Raw genomic sequence first — 18,411 nt, 5'->3', positions numbered from 1 at the left:
TGGTTAGCTCTCAGGCTGTCGAGAAACTCTCGACAGTCTTTTATTTTGGCTCTTTTCTTATAGAATGTTGTTTTTTGTATACAAATGGACCGTTCCTTTCCGCTACAGGTGCTTGCTTTCCGCGGGGAGGAAGTCGAGCCTCCTCGACGCTACGCGTCTGTGGGGTCTCGACCTTTCCTCTACATCCCGCAGGAGTCAAGCACCTTTCGCTCCAATCCACTCCTTGCTATCTATATTGATAATGGCACCAATCTTACAGAAAAGGAGACCTTATTTTCAATAACTTTAACGATTCACCGCGTTAATTTGATATAATACTATTAATACTAATAGGACGGTGGATTAAATGTATAAGCCAAAAAAGAGATACAAAATGAAGCGGAATTTGTATTTATTGATGATTTAGTGCTTCAAGATCACCTGTTAAGAAAGGTGGACAAATATATCGACTTTTCTTTTATTGGTGAGAGAGTCCGTCCTTTTTACTCTGAAAATAACGGGCGTCCTTCGGACCCAATACAACTCTTTAAGATGATGTTTATCGGATATTTTTATGGCATTCGTTCTGAACGCCAATTAGAACGCGAAATTCAGACAAATGTAGCTTATCGATGGTTCCTAGGACTAAAGCTAAACGATCCGGTACCCCATCATTCAACTATAAGCTGGAACCGGCGTACCCGTTTTAAAGATACGAATATATTTGAGGAAATTTTTGATGATATTGTCTTCCAGCGCTACAACACAAGATGGTTGGAGGAAGAGTTTTGTTTACTGATTCCACGCATCTTAAAGCGAACGCAAATAAAAATAAATTCACTAGAGTCGAAGTGGAAATTGAAACACGCGAATACGTAGGAGATCTAAATAAAGCTATTGAGGAAGAGGAAGAGCGGGAAAACCATGGAAAAAAGCCTCTAAAGGAAAAAGAGGAGATGATTGAGAAAAAGGAAATACGCCAAAGTACAACTGATCCTGAATGTGGGTTTATGTCCCGAGAGAATAAACAGGAAATGTTCTGTTTTCTTGATCATAGGACTACAGATATGAAATTCAACATCATAACTGATGCGTATGTTACACCAGGAAATGTCCATGATTCTGTCCCCTATCTATCACGGTTAGACCGTCAGGTCGAACGATTTGGATTTAAAGTAGAAGCAGTCGCACTTGATTCCGGTTACCTGACAAATCCAATTTGTAAGGGACTTAATGAACGTAATATTTTTGGAGTTATTGCTCATAGAAGATATCAACCAACAAAAGGCTTATTTCCAAAATGGAAGTTTACATATGACAAAGAGCGAGATTTGTATGTTTGCCCAAATGGTCAGGAGTTACAATACCGTACCACTACAAGAGAAGGCTATCGGTAATATAAGTCGGATCCAAAAAAGTGTACCAACTGCCCACTCCTGTCGGAGTGTACAAAATCTCAAAACAAAACAAAAGTTGTTACCAGACATGTTTGGGAAGAGCATAAGGAAAAGGTAAGACTTAACCGGCTTTCAAAATCAGGTAAAGTACTTTATAATTTTTGAAAGGAAAAAGTAGAGCGAAGCTTTGCAGATTCAAAAGAATTGCATGAGCTTCGCTATTGTAGGTTACAGGGATTGCATAATGCGAGTGAGCAAGTGTTACTCATCGCAGCATGCCAAAATATAAAAAGATTGCCTACACACTTGTCTAGGCTGGAAAAAGTGTGTGGTAATTCTAAGTTAATGCACCCCTGTTGATTGGAGCGGAAGGTGCGAAGACTCCTGCGGGAGTACGGGGCAGGGGGAGACCCCGCAGGCGCTTCAGCGCCGAGGAGGCTTTCCGGCACGCCCGCAGAAAGCGAAGCACCTGGAGCGGAAATCAACAGGCCATTGAGCAGGCAGGAATTTTTCAAAAAAATCGTAGGTTAGTCTTAGTTTAAATAAAAAATTGCCGAGAAAGATACCCTTTCTCGACAATCTGAGAGCTAATTTGGTTAGCTCTTTTGTTACTTTTAAAAACCTGCCAGCCTTTTTGCATAAAGCATATTGGTTTTTAAGATTTCATAGTAAAGTTCCGGGTAGCCCGCGACTAATGCGATCTCGTGTGATGGATTAAAGTGATCAATTTCAGAAATCCAGATATCCCCTAATTCTCCGACTATAATATCCACAGCTGCATTTGCAAAATGGACCCCCATACTTTCAATTTCTTTGACTGTGTCAATAGTAATATGGATTAATTCCTGATAGGTAAGGGAGGCATACAAATCACTTTGCTGTAAGAAATCTGCAACCATCTCTTTTTGAAATTTAACCAATGGCATTAATTTACCTTCATTCTCTTCAGACTGATCGCCTCGCGTAAACAAACCCATTGCTTTCCACTGACCTGAATGATCTTTAACGGTAATGATTCGAATGGTGATCGTTCGATATCCAGTTACATCGATCGATTCCTGAATCAAGTATTCTCCATCTTTAAAATATTTTTTAAAGATAGAATAGGCTTGTTCGCGATTATTGAACTTGAAACTCTTCGTTTCTAGCGTTCTAAGATTAGTAATAACGAGTGAATTCGAGTCTTTTAAAAATACTCTAATTGTAGACCGATTAGCGCTGTTTAGTGGTTTGACGATTAAATTAGGGAATTTCTTTAAAAAATAGTACAGATCTTGAGGAGAACCATAAAGATTTGTATCGGGCAGATAACATTTTACACCGACTGAGCTAGATAATTTCTTGTGAATACTCCACCTAGTGTGAAAGAAATCATTAAAAACTGTATCGCCGATCACGGATTTAAAATGTTGAATCCATGCAGAACTTACAGAAGATGTCATCACAAAAATAGAGGAAGGATAGGGGTAGATTCCTTCTTCCCATTGTTTTGTTAGAGGATTATATAAAAATCCTTTTACTGTTTGATTTGTTTTATCAACATGGTCAAGAGAAAAGACTAGAATTGCACCCTTAATCTCATGATAAAGCAAGACATAATCGCGTAAATGATCAAGATATTTCTTGATCGAGCTTTGATAATAGCCAGCTAGTAAACCAATAAAGGGTCCCATTTGTATTTCGTTGCCATTCTGCTTGATTTCCAGGCTGCAATGCTGAGGTATATTCAGCATGTCCAAAATATCCCCAGATAGGCTTGCCCCATTCAAAGGCAGGTCATCAGAAATGTCCACAATAGATTGATATGTTTTAGCTCCAAATCTGATTTTTCTAGCAGTAATTTGAGTTATTCCCATTGATTCTGCTAATTTGGGGTGAAGCGTTAGTATTCCACTGTTAGAGGTGTGTCTCGATAGCAGAATAATATTATCCATTTTTAATCCTCCTAACCATTAATCCTCCGATACGTTATTATATGTACCAATAATCAGATTGTCTTAAAAATGGGGGGGATTCTTACAATTTGGACAAGTGTACCATTGTTATATCGAAATATGGATGAAGAGTTCACTCCTCTTTTTTATCATTCGTTTTTTCATCATTTTTTTCTTCGGGTTTACCGTATAATTCATTGATTTCGTTGGCCAGTTCATCTAAAAATTCATCAGTTAATAAAGGCTTTTTCTTTTTAGACATAAATTTTCTCCAATCTATAAAAAATAGTAATTTACTTTTCAGAAACACAGGAGTATGATAATCACAGTTTCATATTTCTAAATCGCTGAGACCAAATTGGTGCGGGGGACCCATTCATATGGATAGTATATCCAAGGGGTGAATCCTTTATAGGTAGGGCTACTCAATGGCCCGAATCCGACAGCTAACCTCGTAAGCGTTAATGAGAAGGAAGGTGGAGCTTGTGAGACAGGTTTATTAATGTCTGCAGGTCTTTAACTTTGACTTGCAGGCATTTTTTTGTGCTTTTTTAAGCAAATTAAGAAAAAATAACTTTATAGAAAATTCGGTGGTGCGAAAAAATGGTTTCTTCAGTCAAAAGATTTTTAATTGGCAGACCTTTAAAGTCAACAGAATTAGGCGAACAAAAGCTAAATAAAACGAAAGCATTGGCAATCCTTTCTTCAGATGCATTATCATCCGTGGCATATGGTCCGGAACAAATATTAATTGTTTTAATGACAGTAGGAGCGGTCGCCTTTTGGTATTCTGTTCCGATTGCAATAGGAGTTTTAATCTTATTAATTGCGTTAATTCTATCCTATCGACAAATTATTTTTGCTTATCCACACGGTGGAGGGGCTTATGTAGTATCAAAGGAAAATTTGGGTATAAATTATGGACTAATTTCAGGCGGTTCCTTGCTCGTTGACTATATTTTAACGGTAGCAGTGAGTGTCTCAGCTGGAACAGATGCCATAACATCAGCCTTTCCAGCATTACACGACCATAATGTGGGTATTGCGATTGTTTTCGTCCTTTTTATTACAGTTTTAAACTTGAGAGGTGTAACGGAGTCTGCTTCTATTTTAGCATATCCTGTCTATTTATTCGTCCTAGCCTTATTCATTTTGATTGGAGTGGGAATATTTAATATTCTAACAGGGCAGGTTCCGGCAGAATTGCATACACCTGTAGGTACTCCTATTGCTGGGATATCTCTATTTCTGCTTTTAAGGGCATTTGCTTCAGGCAGTTCAGCGCTTACCGGAGTTGAGGCGATATCAAATGCGATTCCGAACTTTAAGGACCCGGCTCCAAATAACGCTGCAAAAACACTGGCAGCAATGGGAGGATTACTGGCCATATTATTTTCGGGGATTGTAGTGTTAGCCTATTACTATGGTATTACTCCCAATGAAAAGGTTACAGTCGTTTCTCAAATTGCGGAGCAAACATTCGGACGTAATTTTATGTATTTCTTTATTCAAGGGACTACAGCGTTAATTTTAATTCTAGCTGCCAACACCGGATATACAGCTTTTCCATTGTTAGCTGTGAATCTAGCAAACGATAAATTTATACCGAGAATGTTCAAAATAAGAGGAGATCGGTTAGGTTATTCAAATGGAATTATCGTCCTAGGCTTGGCTTCAATCCTCTTAATTATTTTTTTCAAAGGCCAAACGGAACATTTAATTCCGCTTTATGCGGTTGGTGTATTTATTCCGTTTACCTTGTCTCAGACTGGGATGATGTTAAAATGGCTTCGTGAAAAGCCGCAGGGGTGGACCTCGAAGTTCATCATTAATACATTGGGGGCAATTATCTGCTTTATCGTTACCATTATGTTCTTTTTAACGAAGTTCGCTCAAGTTTGGCCTGTATTGGTGTTCTTGCCAGTAATTGTTTTCATTTTTTACCGAATTAGAAAGCATTACGAAGCAGTCGGAGATCAACTAAGATTAAATTGTGATCAACCTGCAGTCCCAATAGAAGGAAATGTGATTATTGTTCCAGTAGCAGGGATTACGCAGGTAGTTGAAAACACAGTAAACTATGCAAAGTCACTTGGAGCAGATCAAATACTTGCTGTATATGTTTCCTTTGAACGTGATGATGAGAAGAAATTCGAAGAAAAATGGAATCAGTGGCAGCCGGATATTCGACTTGTAACCCTGCATTCCCATTACAGGAGTATCATTCAGCCTTTGACTAAATTTGTTGATACAGTCCAGCATAAAGCCAGTGAAGCGAATTACCGGGTGACAGTTGTCATTCCACAATTCATACCAAAAAAAGGCTGGCACAATATCCTGCATAACCAATCAAGCTTACTAATTAAAGCATACCTGCTGTATAAAAGAAATGTAATCATTACTACAGTACCTTTTCATTTGAAAAAGTAATAAAAGAGCAGCTCCCAATTAGGGAGCTGCTTAATTTTGGTTTTCAGCATGACTAAAGATACATCCAGGTATTTCAAAAGTCTGTCCGTTTGCGGTTAATGAAATGGAACAAATGGCATTTCCGATAATCGTTTCATAGAGAAAGTGTATGTTTGATAGAGTTGCGTTGTCATTAAAATTGACTCCAGAGACTTCTCCTTCTGCCGACACAATCATTCCAGTGCCGCCTCCAGATACAGGTTCACATGTGGGTAACCCAGATACCACGGATCGAAAAACAAAGCTATTGTTTTGATTTTGATTGTCACCGTAAAGGATGGAAATAAAACTGTTTTTGGCCGAACAATTAACATCACAAATTCGTGCAGATACAGTAATTTTGCCGCTGGAGGGAAAACGATTAATTAATGTTTCAACAGGTACGGCAGTTGCTGTTACTGTTGCACGACAATCACAACTTTTCATAAAACACCTCTCATTTATAGTTATTAATTATATATATGAAACAGCTTGTCTTATGGATTGGACAAAAGAGTAATAAAAAGGAATTTTGGTTATGAAAGTTGAATGTTAAAAGGTAGGCAAACTTGTATAATAGGGTACTTTTGAAAAAGAATTAAAATTCCTTAATATGGGAAAATAGATTTTAGAGGTGATGAATTAATGAGTAATACGAAGATGAAATTTGATTTACATACACACCATGACCGGTGTGGGCACGCTAGGGGAGGTATTCGAGATTATATTGAGGCAGGTATAGAAAATGGCTTAAATATCATTGGGATATCTGACCATACTCCATACTTCTCGAGTGAAGAGGATCATCCCTTTCCACATATAACCATGGCAACAAGTCAATTTCCTGATTACGTAGCTGAAGTCCTGAAGTTAAAAGATGAGTATACTGGAAAAATTGAGGTGCTTTTAGGAATTGAGGCCGATTTTTTCCCTGAATATGTAGACAACTATCGTCAGTATTTTGACCGTTATCCATTTGATTATATTATCGGATCCATTCACCATGTTGATGGAGTAAGCATTTTTAAAAAAGACCGCTGGGAAGGTTTGAGTTCCAAAGAACAAGTACGAACGAAAGAAACGTATTATTCTTTAATTGAACAATCTGCCCGCAGCGGCATGTATCAAATTCTAGGTCATATTGATGCCATGAAGGGCTACTATCCTGACTTTTCGAAGATCCAAACTGCTGCAGTCGAACATACTTTAAAGGTGATAGCAGAGTGTGATGTAGCTATCGAAATCAACACCTCTGGAAAAACCAAATATGTGGGTGGCTGGTATCCTGCCGATGAGATTTTAGAAATGGCACTCCATCACGGAGTAAAAGTTACCTTTGGGTCCGATGCCCATGACCCACACCGAGTAGGAGACGAATTCGAACAAGTTCGAACCCGCCTCAAAGAAATAGGCTTCAAAGAATGGGTCTACTTTAAAGGACGAAAGAGATATGCAGTCAATGTATAAATGGTGACAGGCACCAAAAAATGGGCACCAAAAAATGTAATGGAAGATTTCCATTACATTTTTTCTTGTTTGTGTTTTAGTTTAGTTTTTTTAGATAATGTTCGAATTAGGTAGATACCACCGATGAGGGCAAGTAAGTTCAATGAATCTCCAAGGTTAATGGTTAGGTTGAAATTGTTGTTTACTCGTACTGTGTTTTTATTGTTGTTGGTGCTCGGCAGAGAATTTGTTTCCTGGTTTTCTATTTTCAAAAGAACCACCTCCGTATGACTAGTATATCAAGTTAGTCATACAGAAAATTCCAACTTAATAGAAATAATTACTAGTTTTTTACTAGAACAACCTTTTTAAATTTCCTTGTTTGAGCATACATGAGAAGGAATACCAATGCACTGACTATTCTCAACATGGAGTTTAACTCCATTGATTTTTGAATGCCAATGCCCTCTAATAGTAATATTCCAATCTGAGGGGCTATAAAGGCAACAAATGATAGAAGTACATTGTAGGTAGTTATGCAATAGGTCCTATTTTCCACTGGTGATTGCTCTAGTAGTAAGTTAAACAATAAGAGGACCACTCCAGAAATAAAAAATCCGGATATTGCACTCACCGCCGTTAAATAATATAGATTGGTAGATAGTATTGTTAAAAATGGAACGAGCGCCATTCCTAGTGCAGCCCAAACGAGCATTAACGTGTTCGACTTTTGTTCTGCCCACTTTTTCCAAAGAGGGAAGGTGAAAATTTGAACTACTTGATTGGCAACCGAAAAAATACTAATCCAAAGAATAGTAGCTTCTGCGATTCTGACATTGTAGATATTGAAGATTCCCCAAGACATTTGCCAGGTGAAATTAAAACATAATGCTGCTATTAGGAACCATTTGTATCCATGGTCTTTAAAAATGGACCAATTCATAGACGATTTTTTCAAACTTGTGGAGGGTTGGACTTTTTCCTTATGCTTCATTAAGAAAAATACCTCTCCTAATCCAAAAAGTAAGGCAACGAAAAATAACCATTGATATGCCGAGGCATTCGTTGTTTGATTTTTCATTATAATCCCGATGACCAGTGTGGATATCATACCGGCAATGGTTAACAAACGGTTACGATCACTAAAAAATACTCCCCTTCGCTCGTCTTTAATCATCCCGCTAATCAATGTCTGCCAGCCTATGTTGGAAAGGGTGGCTGGTATATTCATAAGCGCGATAATAATCAAAAAAGCCCATGCTTGGTAAGGAGAGGAAACATAAACAACACCAATCAGCAGTATAAATAACAAGCGAGCCACTAAAACAGCCATCGCTACCGTTTTCTTCTGGCTCTCTAAACGGTTTAATAAAATGGCTGCAGGTATTGTCATCACGAGTGCAATTAAAGGGGGAAGTGAACTAATCAATCCAACCTGGTAATTGGTTGCTCCCAGTATTGAGATAGCGAAGATGGGATAAAAGTTACCTGCAAGGTTAATCGCAATGGTTGAAACCATTCCATGATAAATACTTATTCTTTCATTATATGTGCGCACGTATCTTCACCAGTTTCTCGATTAATCAATAACGAGATTATTATACTACGGTATCCGAAATTTCTATAAATTACTTTTCAAATTATTTCAACAAAATTTTTACTAGATTAGAGCAACAAATATTCTCTTGGTAGCAAAAATCGAGTATAATGAATATTTGGCTTTTCCATTTCAGTTTTTTAGGAGTAAATATATGAATCAGACTTTTACATTAAAGGAAAAGACAAAACAAATTTTTGTCATGTTAATTCCTATCTTAATTACACAACTTGGAATGTTTTCGATGGTATTTTTTAATACCATCATGTCTGGAAAGTACAGTTCTTCTGATCTTGCTGCTGTGGCAATTGGTTCCTCGATCTGGAGCCCGATCTTTACTGGTATTAGTGGGATTCTACTGGCAGTATCTCCGATAGCTGCTCAGCGATTTGGGGAAAAACGGGGCAGGGAGGTAGCTTCTGTTGTACGACATGGACTTTATCTTTCCTTGATGATCGCACTAGTGGTGATTGTACTTGGAGTTTTCTTTCTTGATCCAATTCTGGATAAAATGAATCTTCCTAGTGCCGTTCATGAGACGGCTTTTGACTATTTGGCTGGGCTATCTTACGGAATTCTTCCTTTATTTATTTTTAATGTGCTAAGGTCTTTTATTTATGCATTAGGAAAAACAAGGGTAGTGATGTATATCCTGCTTCTGTCCTTACCTATCAATTTCTTCTTGAATTATGTGTTAATCTTTGGATATTGGGGATTTCCCGAACTTGGCGGCGCAGGAGCAGGCTATGCCACTTCTATCACCTATTGGGTGATAACCGCAATGACGGTGTTCATAGTTAAAACACAGGACCCTTTTTCAAGTTTTTCAGTTTTCGAGAATCTAAGACACTTCTCATTTGAGGAGTGTAAAGAAATATTAAAGATTGGTGTTCCCATGGGACTATCAACATTCTTTGAAACAAGTATGTTTGCAGTAGTAACGATCCTTTTAAGTAAATTTAATGTTACGACGATTGCGGCCTATCAATCAGCCTTGAATATTGTTTCTTTCCTATATATGATACCGATTAGCATTTCAATGGCACAAACGGTATTAGTGGGATATGAGGTAGGTTCAGGAAGGTACAAAGACGCAAAAAGCTACAGTTGGCTGGGTATCTATTTGGCTATCTTAATTGCCATCATTACAGGGGTTTTCGTAGTTCTATTCCGGTACCAAGTTGCAGGATTCTATTCGAATGAAACAGAAGTCATAAACTTAACAGCTCACTTCTTGATTTTCGCGTTGTTCTTCCAGATTTGTGATGCCATTCAAGCCACTGCACAAGCAGCATTACGAGGCTACAAAGATGTCAATCTTGCCTTTATCATGACCTTAATTGCTTATTGGCTTATCTGCCTCCCGGTTGGATATGGGCTTGCGAACTTTACCGATTTAGGAGCAACAGGCTATTGGCTAGGACTAACCGTAGGCTTGTTAGCTGCAGGAATCGCCTTATCCTGGAGACTCCTCTACATTCAAAAATATAAATTCATAGACACACAGAAATTAAACGCATTATAAAAAAACAACCCAACAGTAACCGACAGAAAAGTCCTCATTACCCTTCCGGTGATGAGGACTTTTCTGAACTATAAACTGTCCGCCTGAGGTGGACAGTGTCCACGGCTGGTGACAGGCACCGAATTAGCACCGATTTGATGACAGTGTTGTCATCGATAATTTGAGATTATGTTTATATCATTAATAGAAAGAAGGGGTTTGAGTGGAGAGGCATTTTGTTTTTGTTTATGGGACGCTTCGGAGGCATGAACGCAATCATTATTTGTTGGAAGGTGGGAAGCTTGTTGCTAAGCAGGCTTGGACGAATGGTAAGTTGTATGATACTGGTTTGGGGTATCCAGCATTACAGGAGTCAAGAGCGAATGTGGTGTATGGAGAGCTATATTTAGTATCGGATAAACAGCTTAGTAGATTGGACGAGTTGGAAGGATATAGTATGGATGGTAGTGATAATTTATATGATCGTGTGAAACAACTTATCATACATGATAAAGGTGAAACACAAGCTTATATTTACACCATAGCAGAAAAGAACCAGCATATGTTAAATACTCCCATCAAAAGTGGTGATTGGAAGGAGTATCGCCTCCGCAATAAAGACTCAATCCTATATTTTGCGTATGGAAGCTGCATGGATGATGCGCGCTTTAAACTCGCGAAGGTTGATCATTATTTTCAAAAGGTGACAGGCACCGGTATCTTGCAAGGCTACACATTACGTTTTTCTGTTCATATGCACGATGGTGGTCGTGCTGATATTGTGGAAGAAGGGGGGATGGTGGAAGGGAAGGTGTATGAGATTCCTGCAGATTGTGTGTCTTATCTTTATAGGCGAGAAGGGGTAGGTTCACGTCTGTACCGTCCTGCTTTCGTAGATCTTTCGATTAATGGAACACTATATAAAGATGTATTAACCTTTGTCGTGGTTCAAAAGGGAGCAGAAACAGCACCACCTGAACATTATGCTGAAGAAATTTTGCGTGGTGGCACCCATTTTTTAAGTGAAACTTATCTAGAAGGTTTAAAGGAACACATAAATATATTATGTAAACTAAAATAAAAAAACATAAATAGAACTAACCCTTGTAAAAAATAACACAATGAGAGCAGCTTCCTTAATGGAGGCTGCTCTTATAATTTGGAAGTTTTGATTTCCTGCGAAGAAGCAGATCAATTCCTGCTAAGACAATTCCCATTATTATTGGAAAAAACTTTATTCCAATGGTCTGATCATACAACAAAAAGCCAAATATATTTATTACTTCAGTAAGAAGCAATCCTAAAACAAAACCAGTAAAAAATAGTAAAAGTACTCTCATTCTGCAGCAACCCCTTCACGTTGCTTTCTCTTAAATGTCATTTCCCATACCTTTGGGACAGACTTGACTGACATCCAGAACAAAACGAAAGCCATTACTGGATGGAGGGCTGCGGCCCAAGGGAGGACAGGAGTTATGTTTGCAGTAAAATACATAACGAAAATAACACCAAATAATGCTGCACTATGTCCGATTACCCAGCGCGGTAATTTACCAACAAACGCAATAATGAACATTAGAACAGGGATAAATTCGAATAAATGGATAAATCCTGTATGTTTTGTCCAATTTGCAGGATTTACAAAAATGGCTAACCCTGCAAAAAATACTTGAACAAGTATACAAATTAAAAATAAAATCGACAGCAATGCAAAGCTTACACCGCTAACTTTGAATCTAGTTGAAACTTCATTACTTTTCAAATTATTCTCTCCCTTAAAATCATGTGTTTACTATATTTACAGTCTATCTCTAAAACAAACTCAACATAACGAACCCGGGTTGTAACTCTCCCTAAGTCTTTAGCCTTATTTTAAGAATGAGTGAAGGGAATATCCTCAAAAAAAGGATATTTAATCTAATTTGCTAAACCATAACTAAATACCAAATCGTTCAAGTAGCCCTCCTAGGAGGAGAACCTATATGAAAAGTCATTTTTTTAAAAAGAATAACCGATTCAAAATGGAAACTAGTAAGGAAATTATTGATAATGAAACGTCGAATCAAGAAACTTCTTTTTCTGTGGATTTATCAAGAGATGAGGAACTTATTAAGAAGCTCTATCCTTTTCCACAAAACATTGATTTTCAAGTGCGCAAGATTAACATTCCCATGATGGGAAAAGAAGGGGTTATTTTTTATATTCCATCATTGACCGATGTGAAAATGGTCGATGAACATATCATAAAACCATTGCTCACAAACAGAGATAGAACTGCCAAAGAAGTGCCCCTTATAATAAGTGCCAGTGCCATCAATGAAGAGAAAAGTTTAAGCAAAGCGATAAAAGAATTAAACACAGGAAATACTTTACTAATTATTGACCATGAGCCTCGCTGCCATGTGATCAACACGAGTACGGCGGCCGGAAGAAGTGTAGAAAAACCACAAAACGAAACGACATTATTTGGTCCGAAGGAAGCTTTCGTAGAAAGAGCAGATATAAATATTTCTCTCATTCATAAAAAAATTCGATCAGAGGATTTTACAGTTGAGAAAATGGTAATTGGTGAGCGTTCAAATAATGAAGTGTTTATTATTTATAACAAAAAGTTAGCTGGGGATAGGGTTCTAAATGAAGTAAAAGCGAGGATTGGGGCTGTTCAGAGGGATGCGGTTCAAAATCTCAGCCTTCTCATCCAACATATTGAAGACAAGAAGGCTAGTCTTTTTCCAACCATATTACTGACCGAAAGACCGGATAGAGCGGCTTCTTTTATCGAGGATGGTCATGTCATCGTGGTCATGAACAATTCTCCATTTGCTGTTGTTGCGCCAGCGACTTTTTGGGCTTTTTATCATTCTGCGGATGATCATTATTTACGGTTTATGTATGGAAACTTTACACGTTTCCTCCGCATGACAGCCATGTTTATTACATTGTTCACACCATCCATCTATATCGCGATTACCAATTATCACATTGAAATGCTGCCGCCAAATTTATTATTAGCCATTGCAGGTGCAAAAGAGATGGTGCCATTTCCGGCTATTCTTGAACTCTTGATGATGGAACTTGCCTTTGAATTAATTCGAGAAGCAGGGATACGCGTACCCACCCCAATCGGACCAACGATTGGTATTGTGGGAGCATTGATACTTGGGCAGGCTGCAGTTGAAGCCAATGTCGTCAGTCCCATTGTAGTAATCGTCGTTGCTCTCACAGGTTTGTCTTCCTTCTCGATAAGTGATGTTAATCTAAATTATGCCATTAGAATTGCTAGATTTGGGTTTCTTCTTGCTGCCAGCGTTTTTGGGATATTTGGGATGGTTGGTCGTTAGCAGTCCGTCCCTTATTCAGTACCACAAAAGAATACGAAGACTGGGATTGGACAAATAAAAATTACCCATTTGTCAACATAGCCATCGATGTTCAAGTCGATATTATCGGATTCGGAAAGCAGCTAAAGGAATCAGAAATGGAAGGTGAAGGATTAATGAGGATGATATTTTGGGCAGTTGTCCTCTTTGGAGGTGTCTATAGTTTTCTTCATGCCTATTTTCTATTAAAAGATAGAAATAAAATGGGCGCTTTTGGCATCTCACTAGTCGGATTAGTTATACTCATTCTTGCATTTTTTGTAAGATTGAAATAATGCAGAAGTCCTAGGGGATTTCTGTTTTTTAATTTCTGTTTTGGGAAGGCAGAGGAGGAATAATATTGGTGAATTGGTAAAAATTATTAAGTAGGAGGTGGTTGTGTGTCCTTATTTCGATCGAAGAAACGAAACTTTAGAAAACCTCAATTGTTAACCCCGAGTAAGCTGGTAGAGAAAAAGGGAGACACACCACCAACTTCTAGCTCATTAGTGGAGACAGAGAAGAAAGTTAAAGAAATCCTTGGCAATAATGATGATTTACAAATAAAACATTTTAAAATTTTTGGGAAATTCCCCGCTGCTAGCGTATACCTTTCAAGTTTAGTGAACCAGGATGTAATCAATCAGGATATTTTAAGGCCACTAATGTATGAACCTGAGCATTTAATGGGAAGGGAAAAACCTCTGAGCGAATTAATCAACCTCATCATAACTGAAACTCTTTACCATAGTCAGGCTAAGGTAGGGGATAGTATTGACCAATTAATTGAGTTGATGTTACGCGGGGAAACCGTCATTTTCATTAATGGAATCAAGGAAGCTATTCATATAGGAACACGCAAGGTAGAAAAGAGATCGATTGCCCAACCGGAAACCGAGCAGGTTATTTTAGGACCACGGGAGGGTTTTATCGAAAATATCTCTACGAATATTTCCTTGCTTAGATATCGTCTGCCGACTCCAGACTTCCAGGTGAAAACAATGAAAATCGGACGCTTAACCAAATCAACCGTGGCAATTTGTTATCTGAAAGGGATAGCGAATGAGACGGTAATAAAAGAGGTAGAAAAAAGGTTATCAGAGATTGATATCGACGCCATCCTTGATGTGGGATATCTAGAACAATTTATTGAAGACAATCCGTTTTCACCCTTTCCACAGACCCAAACGACAGAAAGACCGGATAAAACAGTAGCCAATTTAGTTGAGGGCAGGGTAGCAATTCTTGTCGATGGTTCTCCATTTTCTTTGATGGTTCCAGTTGTGTTTAACCAATTCTACCAAACAACAGAGGACTATTCTTCAAGATTCCTAATGGGGAGTTTCGTAAGGATTGCACGTGTGTTGGCACTAGTCTTTTCACTTATCTTTCCGTCCCTTTATGTTTCTTTGATTTCCTTTAATCCAGAGCTGTTGCCGACTGAATTTGCAGTAGCTGTTGCTGGTGGACGTTCAGGGGTTCCTTATCCCGCTGTTATCGAAGTCTTGATTATTGAAGTTGCGATGGAGATATTACGAGAAGCCACCGTTCGGCTTCCAAAACAAGTAGGTGGCGCTTTATCAATTGTTGGTGTGCTGGTTATTGGACAGGCTGCTGTTGAAGCGGGTTTATCTAGCCCAATCACCGTTGTCGTTATTGCCTTAACCACGATTGGCTCTTTTGCAACACCTACCTATACAGCTGCTTTCGCACTACGAATGCTGCGATTTCCAATTATGATATTATCTGGGATTTTTGGACTATACGGCGTTATGGTCGGGGTCATCTTTATCTTTAATCACATGCTATCATTAAAATCCTTTGGTGTACCGTACATGGCACCAGTATCTCCGGAAAACTACCAGGGAATGAAGGATGTTGTTATCCGTAGTCCTTTATGGTGGATGCCAAAAAGACCTGGATTTCTTCAACCAGCCAATCAAAATCGATTGAGTCAAAATGATAATAAAATTTTAGAACACAATAAAGTTGGAAATGATCAGCGGGAGGATACATCAAATGGGGGATCCAAAGGAGATCACAACACTTCAAGCAACAACCGTATTAATTAGTACCATTATTGGGGTAGGCGTGCTTCCTTTACCGTTATTTGCAGTTAGGGCGGGTGAAACAAGTGCACCATTTGTAACCTTAATCGGCATTTTTTTGGCTGCAATTGGTTTATTTATTCTTACCTACCTAGGGATGCGACACCCTCAAAAAACAATTATTACGTACAGCCAAGATATTATCGGTAAATGGCTGGGAAAGATTTTTAGCTTATTTGTGATCTTCTTCTTTTTAATTTTAACCAGCCTGGCAGCACGGGAATTTGGTGCTGTAGTCGTAACGGCTGTTTTAAGAGAAACACCTCTTGAGGTTACTGTTGTTGTTATGCTTTTACTGGCGTCTATTAGCTGTAGGAATAATATCAATGTTTTTTCTTATATCCACAATTTTTATGTCCCCATGATATTGGCGCCTGTATTGATTGTGGTTGCATTCTCATTAAAGAATGCCAATCTCTTATATTTGCGTCCAATATTTTTAGGGAATGATCTTCAAGATATGGCTGCTGGCATACTTACGATTTCAGCGTTATTTCAGGGGTCATTTATTATCACAATGATTATCCCCTCCATGAAATCGCCAAAGAAAGCATTGCAAGCTAGTTTTTGGGGTATTTTGATTTCAGGTGGTTTATACCTATTAATTGTTATCGCAACAGTGGCTATATTTGGACCAGAAGAAATTAAACAAATCTTTTGGCCAACTTTAGAACTGGCTAGGACAACTGCTGTACCTGGTAACATACTGCAAAGATTAGATATTATCTTTTTAGCAGTTTGGGTTTTGGCTGTATTTACTACTTTATTTTCAAGTTACTACTTTACCATTCATTCTATTAAAGAGCTATTCAGACTAAAGGACCATAAAATGCTCAGCTATTTTATTCTGCCGTTTGTGTTTTTTTTGGCAATGTTGCCGCAAAACGTTTTACATATGTATGAGATCATCCAATATATCGGAAGAGCAGGCTTGATGATTACGGTCATGTATCCAGCAACCCTTCTAATGATTGATTTCCTCAGGAGTTGGAGGAGGAAAAAAAATGTGGCAAAATCATCGTGATATAAAAATAATAATCGTGTTTTTTATTCTCATTCCTATCCTATCAGGATGTTGGGATAGTAAAGAGATTGAACAAAGAGCAACGGTATTGGCTATTGGAATTGATAAAGCGAGCGAGGAAGAGCGAAAGAAGGAAGATGATGTTTCTCATTTAGGAAAAAAATTTCCGATTCCAGATGAAAATATGATAAAGGTAACGGTACAAATTGCTGTTCCTGGTAGAATACCTCTAGGGCCACAGCAGCCTGGGGGAACCGTAAAGCCAGTTTTGGTTGTGAAAGTCGTGGGTCACACCTTAGAGGATGCCATGTTAAATTTACAACAGGAGGTTGCGGATGAATTGTTTCTAGGACATTTACGAATAATTGTCCTAAGTGAAGAAATAGCCAGAGATGGAACAGCCCGGTTTAATGATTTTCTTAGACGAAATCCCGAGATTCGGAGAACGGCTGCTCTTGTCGTGTCAAAAGAATCAGCAGATAAATATATGGATTTAACTCCTGAGTTGGAACGTGTTCCATCCCTTTATTTAGCAGACATGGTAGATAATTTAACGGCAATAGGCAAATTTCCGCCGAGCTTCATTGGGCTCTTTTGGACGATTTACTCCAGTAAAGGTCAGGACCCTTATCTCCCTTATTTAGCGCTAAAAGGAAAAAAGACCATTCAATTAAACGGTCTGGCATACTTTCAAGGTGATAAAATGGTCGGAAAAACATCACCCCTGGAAATTGGCGTCTTTATGGCTATTAGAGGAATTGGCAGAGGTGGGTATGGTGCCTTTGCCGAAGTGCCTGGCAAGGATGAATCAGTTTTAGTAAGGGCTGTTAGCCGAAAAACCAGGACGAAAGTCTCGCTTAAAAATGGCAAACCACATGTCTCGATAAAAATTCAGTATGAGAGTGAGATCGATGAAAAGGAAAGTGCAAAAATACTGCTCTCTGATTCAGCTATTCTGAAAAAAATTGAAAAGGAAGCATCAAAAAACACTAAAAAATCGATTGAAAAATTACTCGCAAAAACACAAAAATCAAGTGCGGATATTTTTGGCTTTGGTGAACATTTTCGTGCTAGATTACCGCAATATTGGAATAAGAACGTACAAACAAAAGATAAATGGGATGAAATTTATCAGGGTATTACATTTGATGTAAAGGTTGATTCCCATATTCACCGAGTTGGAATGAAATCTAAATAAGGAGTACCTTGGATGTATATTGGTTATTTGAATTATGTGATTGTAATCTGCTGGGTGACAGGAGGATTAATCCTTCTTACTGATGTAAAGGCATATCGAAATGCTTCTCTGAAAAAAGAACAGAAAGTATCAAAATTTTTAGGGTGGGGAAATATATCACTTGGCTTCGGTTTAATTGCTGCGGATTTCATATACTCACATTTCATGTGGTAATTTGGTTTTGGACTTCAATTTTGAGGTCCATTTTTTCTTGTTAATTTTTATCTAGATGTATCCGTTACCACCATTATGAAATAAGGGCTTCTAGGGTACTTTATCGGGTTAAAGCGTTGAAATAATATGTTAGATAACCTTCCAAACTCATGTTAATAAAGTTGCCATAATGTTATAAATAATTCAGATAATTCAATACAAACA

Annotated in this window: 16 protein-coding genes, 1 pseudogene and 1 riboswitch; of the genes and pseudogenes, 11 read left to right on the top strand and 6 right to left on the bottom strand. The window is 38.1% G+C overall.

Annotated features, from left to right (window positions below; genetic code table 11):
- The first annotated feature begins 366 nt into the window (after positions 1-366).
- A pseudogene (locus QUG14_RS06060) lies at positions 367-1,736 on the top strand (IS1182 family transposase).
- Between the two features lie 254 nt (positions 1,737-1,990).
- On the opposite strand, the gene QUG14_RS06055 reads toward QUG14_RS06060, so the two are convergent.
- Together QUG14_RS06055 and QUG14_RS06050 are read right to left on the bottom strand one after the other, a co-directional pair.
- Positions 1,991-3,310, bottom strand: a complete 1,320-nt coding sequence (locus QUG14_RS06055; protein WP_289339623.1) for a YheC/YheD family protein — start codon at positions 3,308-3,310, stop codon at positions 1,991-1,993.
- A 133-nt stretch (positions 3,311-3,443) separates the two neighbouring features.
- Entirely contained in the window at positions 3,444-3,572 is a 129-nt protein-coding gene (locus QUG14_RS06050) for a bacitracin ABC transporter ATP-binding protein (protein ID WP_289339622.1), read from the bottom strand.
- Between the two features lie 73 nt (positions 3,573-3,645).
- Positions 3,646-3,786: riboswitch (cyclic di-AMP (ydaO/yuaA leader) on the top strand.
- Positions 3,787-3,913: 127 nt separating this feature from the next.
- Here QUG14_RS06050 and QUG14_RS06045 point away from each other — a divergent pair.
- Positions 3,914-5,740, top strand: coding sequence for an APC family permease (locus tag QUG14_RS06045; RefSeq protein ID WP_289339621.1), 1,827 nt, complete (start codon positions 3,914-3,916; stop codon positions 5,738-5,740).
- A gap of 30 nt (positions 5,741-5,770) precedes the next feature.
- On the opposite strand, the gene QUG14_RS06040 is transcribed toward QUG14_RS06045, so the two are convergent.
- Complete coding sequence (locus tag QUG14_RS06040; RefSeq protein ID WP_289339620.1) at positions 5,771-6,205, bottom strand: hypothetical protein; 435 nt, start codon at positions 6,203-6,205, stop codon at positions 5,771-5,773.
- A 213-nt stretch (positions 6,206-6,418) separates the two neighbouring features.
- Here QUG14_RS06040 and QUG14_RS06035 point away from each other — a divergent pair, with 213 nt between their 5' ends.
- On the top strand, positions 6,419-7,225 hold the full coding sequence (locus QUG14_RS06035; RefSeq protein WP_289344081.1) for a histidinol-phosphatase: 807 nt from the start codon (positions 6,419-6,421) through the stop codon (positions 7,223-7,225).
- A gap of 322 nt (positions 7,226-7,547) precedes the next feature.
- Here QUG14_RS06035 and QUG14_RS06030 read toward each other — a convergent pair whose 3' ends face one another.
- Positions 7,548-8,762 (bottom strand): MFS transporter, encoded by a 1,215-nt coding sequence (locus tag QUG14_RS06030; protein WP_289339619.1) that lies wholly within the window; start codon positions 8,760-8,762, stop codon positions 7,548-7,550.
- 193 nt (positions 8,763-8,955) lie between these two features.
- Between QUG14_RS06030 and QUG14_RS06025 the strand changes: the two genes are divergently transcribed.
- Together QUG14_RS06025 and QUG14_RS06020 are read left to right on the top strand one after the other, a co-directional pair.
- On the top strand, positions 8,956-10,326 hold the full coding sequence (locus QUG14_RS06025; RefSeq protein ID WP_289339618.1) for an MATE family efflux transporter: 1,371 nt from the start codon (positions 8,956-8,958) through the stop codon (positions 10,324-10,326).
- A 202-nt stretch (positions 10,327-10,528) separates the two neighbouring features.
- Complete coding sequence (locus QUG14_RS06020; protein ID WP_289339617.1) at positions 10,529-11,386, top strand: gamma-glutamylcyclotransferase family protein; 858 nt, start codon at positions 10,529-10,531, stop codon at positions 11,384-11,386.
- A 55-nt stretch (positions 11,387-11,441) separates the two neighbouring features.
- Here the strand turns inward: QUG14_RS06020 and QUG14_RS06015 are convergent, their stop codons facing one another.
- Entirely contained in the window at positions 11,442-11,645 is a 204-nt protein-coding gene (locus QUG14_RS06015) for a DUF5957 family protein (protein WP_289339616.1), read from the bottom strand.
- Entirely contained in the window at positions 11,642-12,067 is a 426-nt protein-coding gene (locus tag QUG14_RS06010) for a DUF6220 domain-containing protein (RefSeq protein WP_289339615.1), read from the bottom strand. Before QUG14_RS06010 ends, QUG14_RS06015 begins: the two co-directional genes overlap by 4 nt.
- 220 nt (positions 12,068-12,287) lie before the next feature.
- Here QUG14_RS06010 and QUG14_RS06005 point away from each other — a divergent pair, with 220 nt between their 5' ends.
- The 6 genes from QUG14_RS06005 (at position 12,288) to QUG14_RS05980 (ending at position 18,207) form a co-directional block, all read left to right on the top strand.
- A complete protein-coding gene (locus QUG14_RS06005; protein ID WP_289339614.1) occupies positions 12,288-13,646 on the top strand; it encodes a spore germination protein in 1,359 nt (452 codons plus the stop codon).
- A gap of 155 nt (positions 13,647-13,801) precedes the next feature.
- Positions 13,802-13,960 (top strand): hypothetical protein, encoded by a 159-nt coding sequence (locus tag QUG14_RS06000; protein WP_289339613.1) that lies wholly within the window; start codon positions 13,802-13,804, stop codon positions 13,958-13,960.
- Positions 13,961-14,065: 105 nt separating this feature from the next.
- Positions 14,066-15,736: a spore germination protein gene (locus QUG14_RS05995; protein WP_483310703.1), complete on the top strand. Its 1,671-nt coding sequence runs from the start codon at positions 14,066-14,068 to the stop codon at positions 15,734-15,736.
- Complete coding sequence (locus QUG14_RS05990; protein ID WP_289339612.1) at positions 15,684-16,796, top strand: GerAB/ArcD/ProY family transporter; 1,113 nt, start codon at positions 15,684-15,686, stop codon at positions 16,794-16,796. Before QUG14_RS05995 ends, QUG14_RS05990 begins: the two co-directional genes overlap by 53 nt.
- Positions 16,777-17,994, top strand: coding sequence for a Ger(x)C family spore germination protein (locus QUG14_RS05985; protein WP_289339611.1), 1,218 nt, complete (start codon positions 16,777-16,779; stop codon positions 17,992-17,994). Before QUG14_RS05990 ends, QUG14_RS05985 begins: the two co-directional genes overlap by 20 nt.
- Positions 17,995-18,006: 12 nt before the next feature.
- Entirely contained in the window at positions 18,007-18,207 is a 201-nt protein-coding gene (locus QUG14_RS05980; protein ID WP_289339610.1) for a CLC_0170 family protein, read from the top strand.
- The last annotated feature ends 204 nt before the right edge of the window (positions 18,208-18,411 follow it).

It is taken from the genome of Neobacillus sp. CF12, assembly GCF_030348765.1.
Classification (GTDB): domain Bacteria; phylum Bacillota; class Bacilli; order Bacillales; family Cytobacillaceae; genus Neobacillus.
This window is presented reverse-complemented; position numbering and strand designations above follow the sequence as displayed.

Bases quoted from the DNA above. Each gene is read 5' to 3' on its own strand.
- QUG14_RS06055 (WP_289339623.1), bottom strand. From the start codon at position 3,310: ATGGATAATATTATTCTGCTATCGAGACACACCTCTAACAGTGGAATA.
- QUG14_RS06050 (WP_289339622.1), bottom strand. From the start codon at position 3,572: ATGTCTAAAAAGAAAAAGCCTTTATTAACTGATGAATTTTTAGATGAA.
- QUG14_RS06045 (WP_289339621.1), top strand. From the start codon at position 3,914: ATGGTTTCTTCAGTCAAAAGATTTTTAATTGGCAGACCTTTAAAGTCA.
- QUG14_RS06040 (WP_289339620.1), bottom strand. From the start codon at position 6,205: ATGAAAAGTTGTGATTGTCGTGCAACAGTAACAGCAACTGCCGTACCT.
- QUG14_RS06035 (WP_289344081.1), top strand. From the start codon at position 6,419: ATGAAATTTGATTTACATACACACCATGACCGGTGTGGGCACGCTAGG.
- QUG14_RS06025 (WP_289339618.1), top strand. From the start codon at position 8,956: ATGAATCAGACTTTTACATTAAAGGAAAAGACAAAACAAATTTTTGTC.
- QUG14_RS06015 (WP_289339616.1), bottom strand. From the start codon at position 11,645: ATGAGAGTACTTTTACTATTTTTTACTGGTTTTGTTTTAGGATTGCTT.
- QUG14_RS06005 (WP_289339614.1), top strand. From the start codon at position 12,288: ATGAAAAGTCATTTTTTTAAAAAGAATAACCGATTCAAAATGGAAACT.
- QUG14_RS06000 (WP_289339613.1), top strand. From the start codon at position 13,802: ATGAGGATGATATTTTGGGCAGTTGTCCTCTTTGGAGGTGTCTATAGT.
- QUG14_RS05990 (WP_289339612.1), top strand. From the start codon at position 15,684: ATGGGGGATCCAAAGGAGATCACAACACTTCAAGCAACAACCGTATTA.
- QUG14_RS05985 (WP_289339611.1), top strand. From the start codon at position 16,777: ATGTGGCAAAATCATCGTGATATAAAAATAATAATCGTGTTTTTTATT.
- QUG14_RS05980 (WP_289339610.1), top strand. From the start codon at position 18,007: ATGTATATTGGTTATTTGAATTATGTGATTGTAATCTGCTGGGTGACA.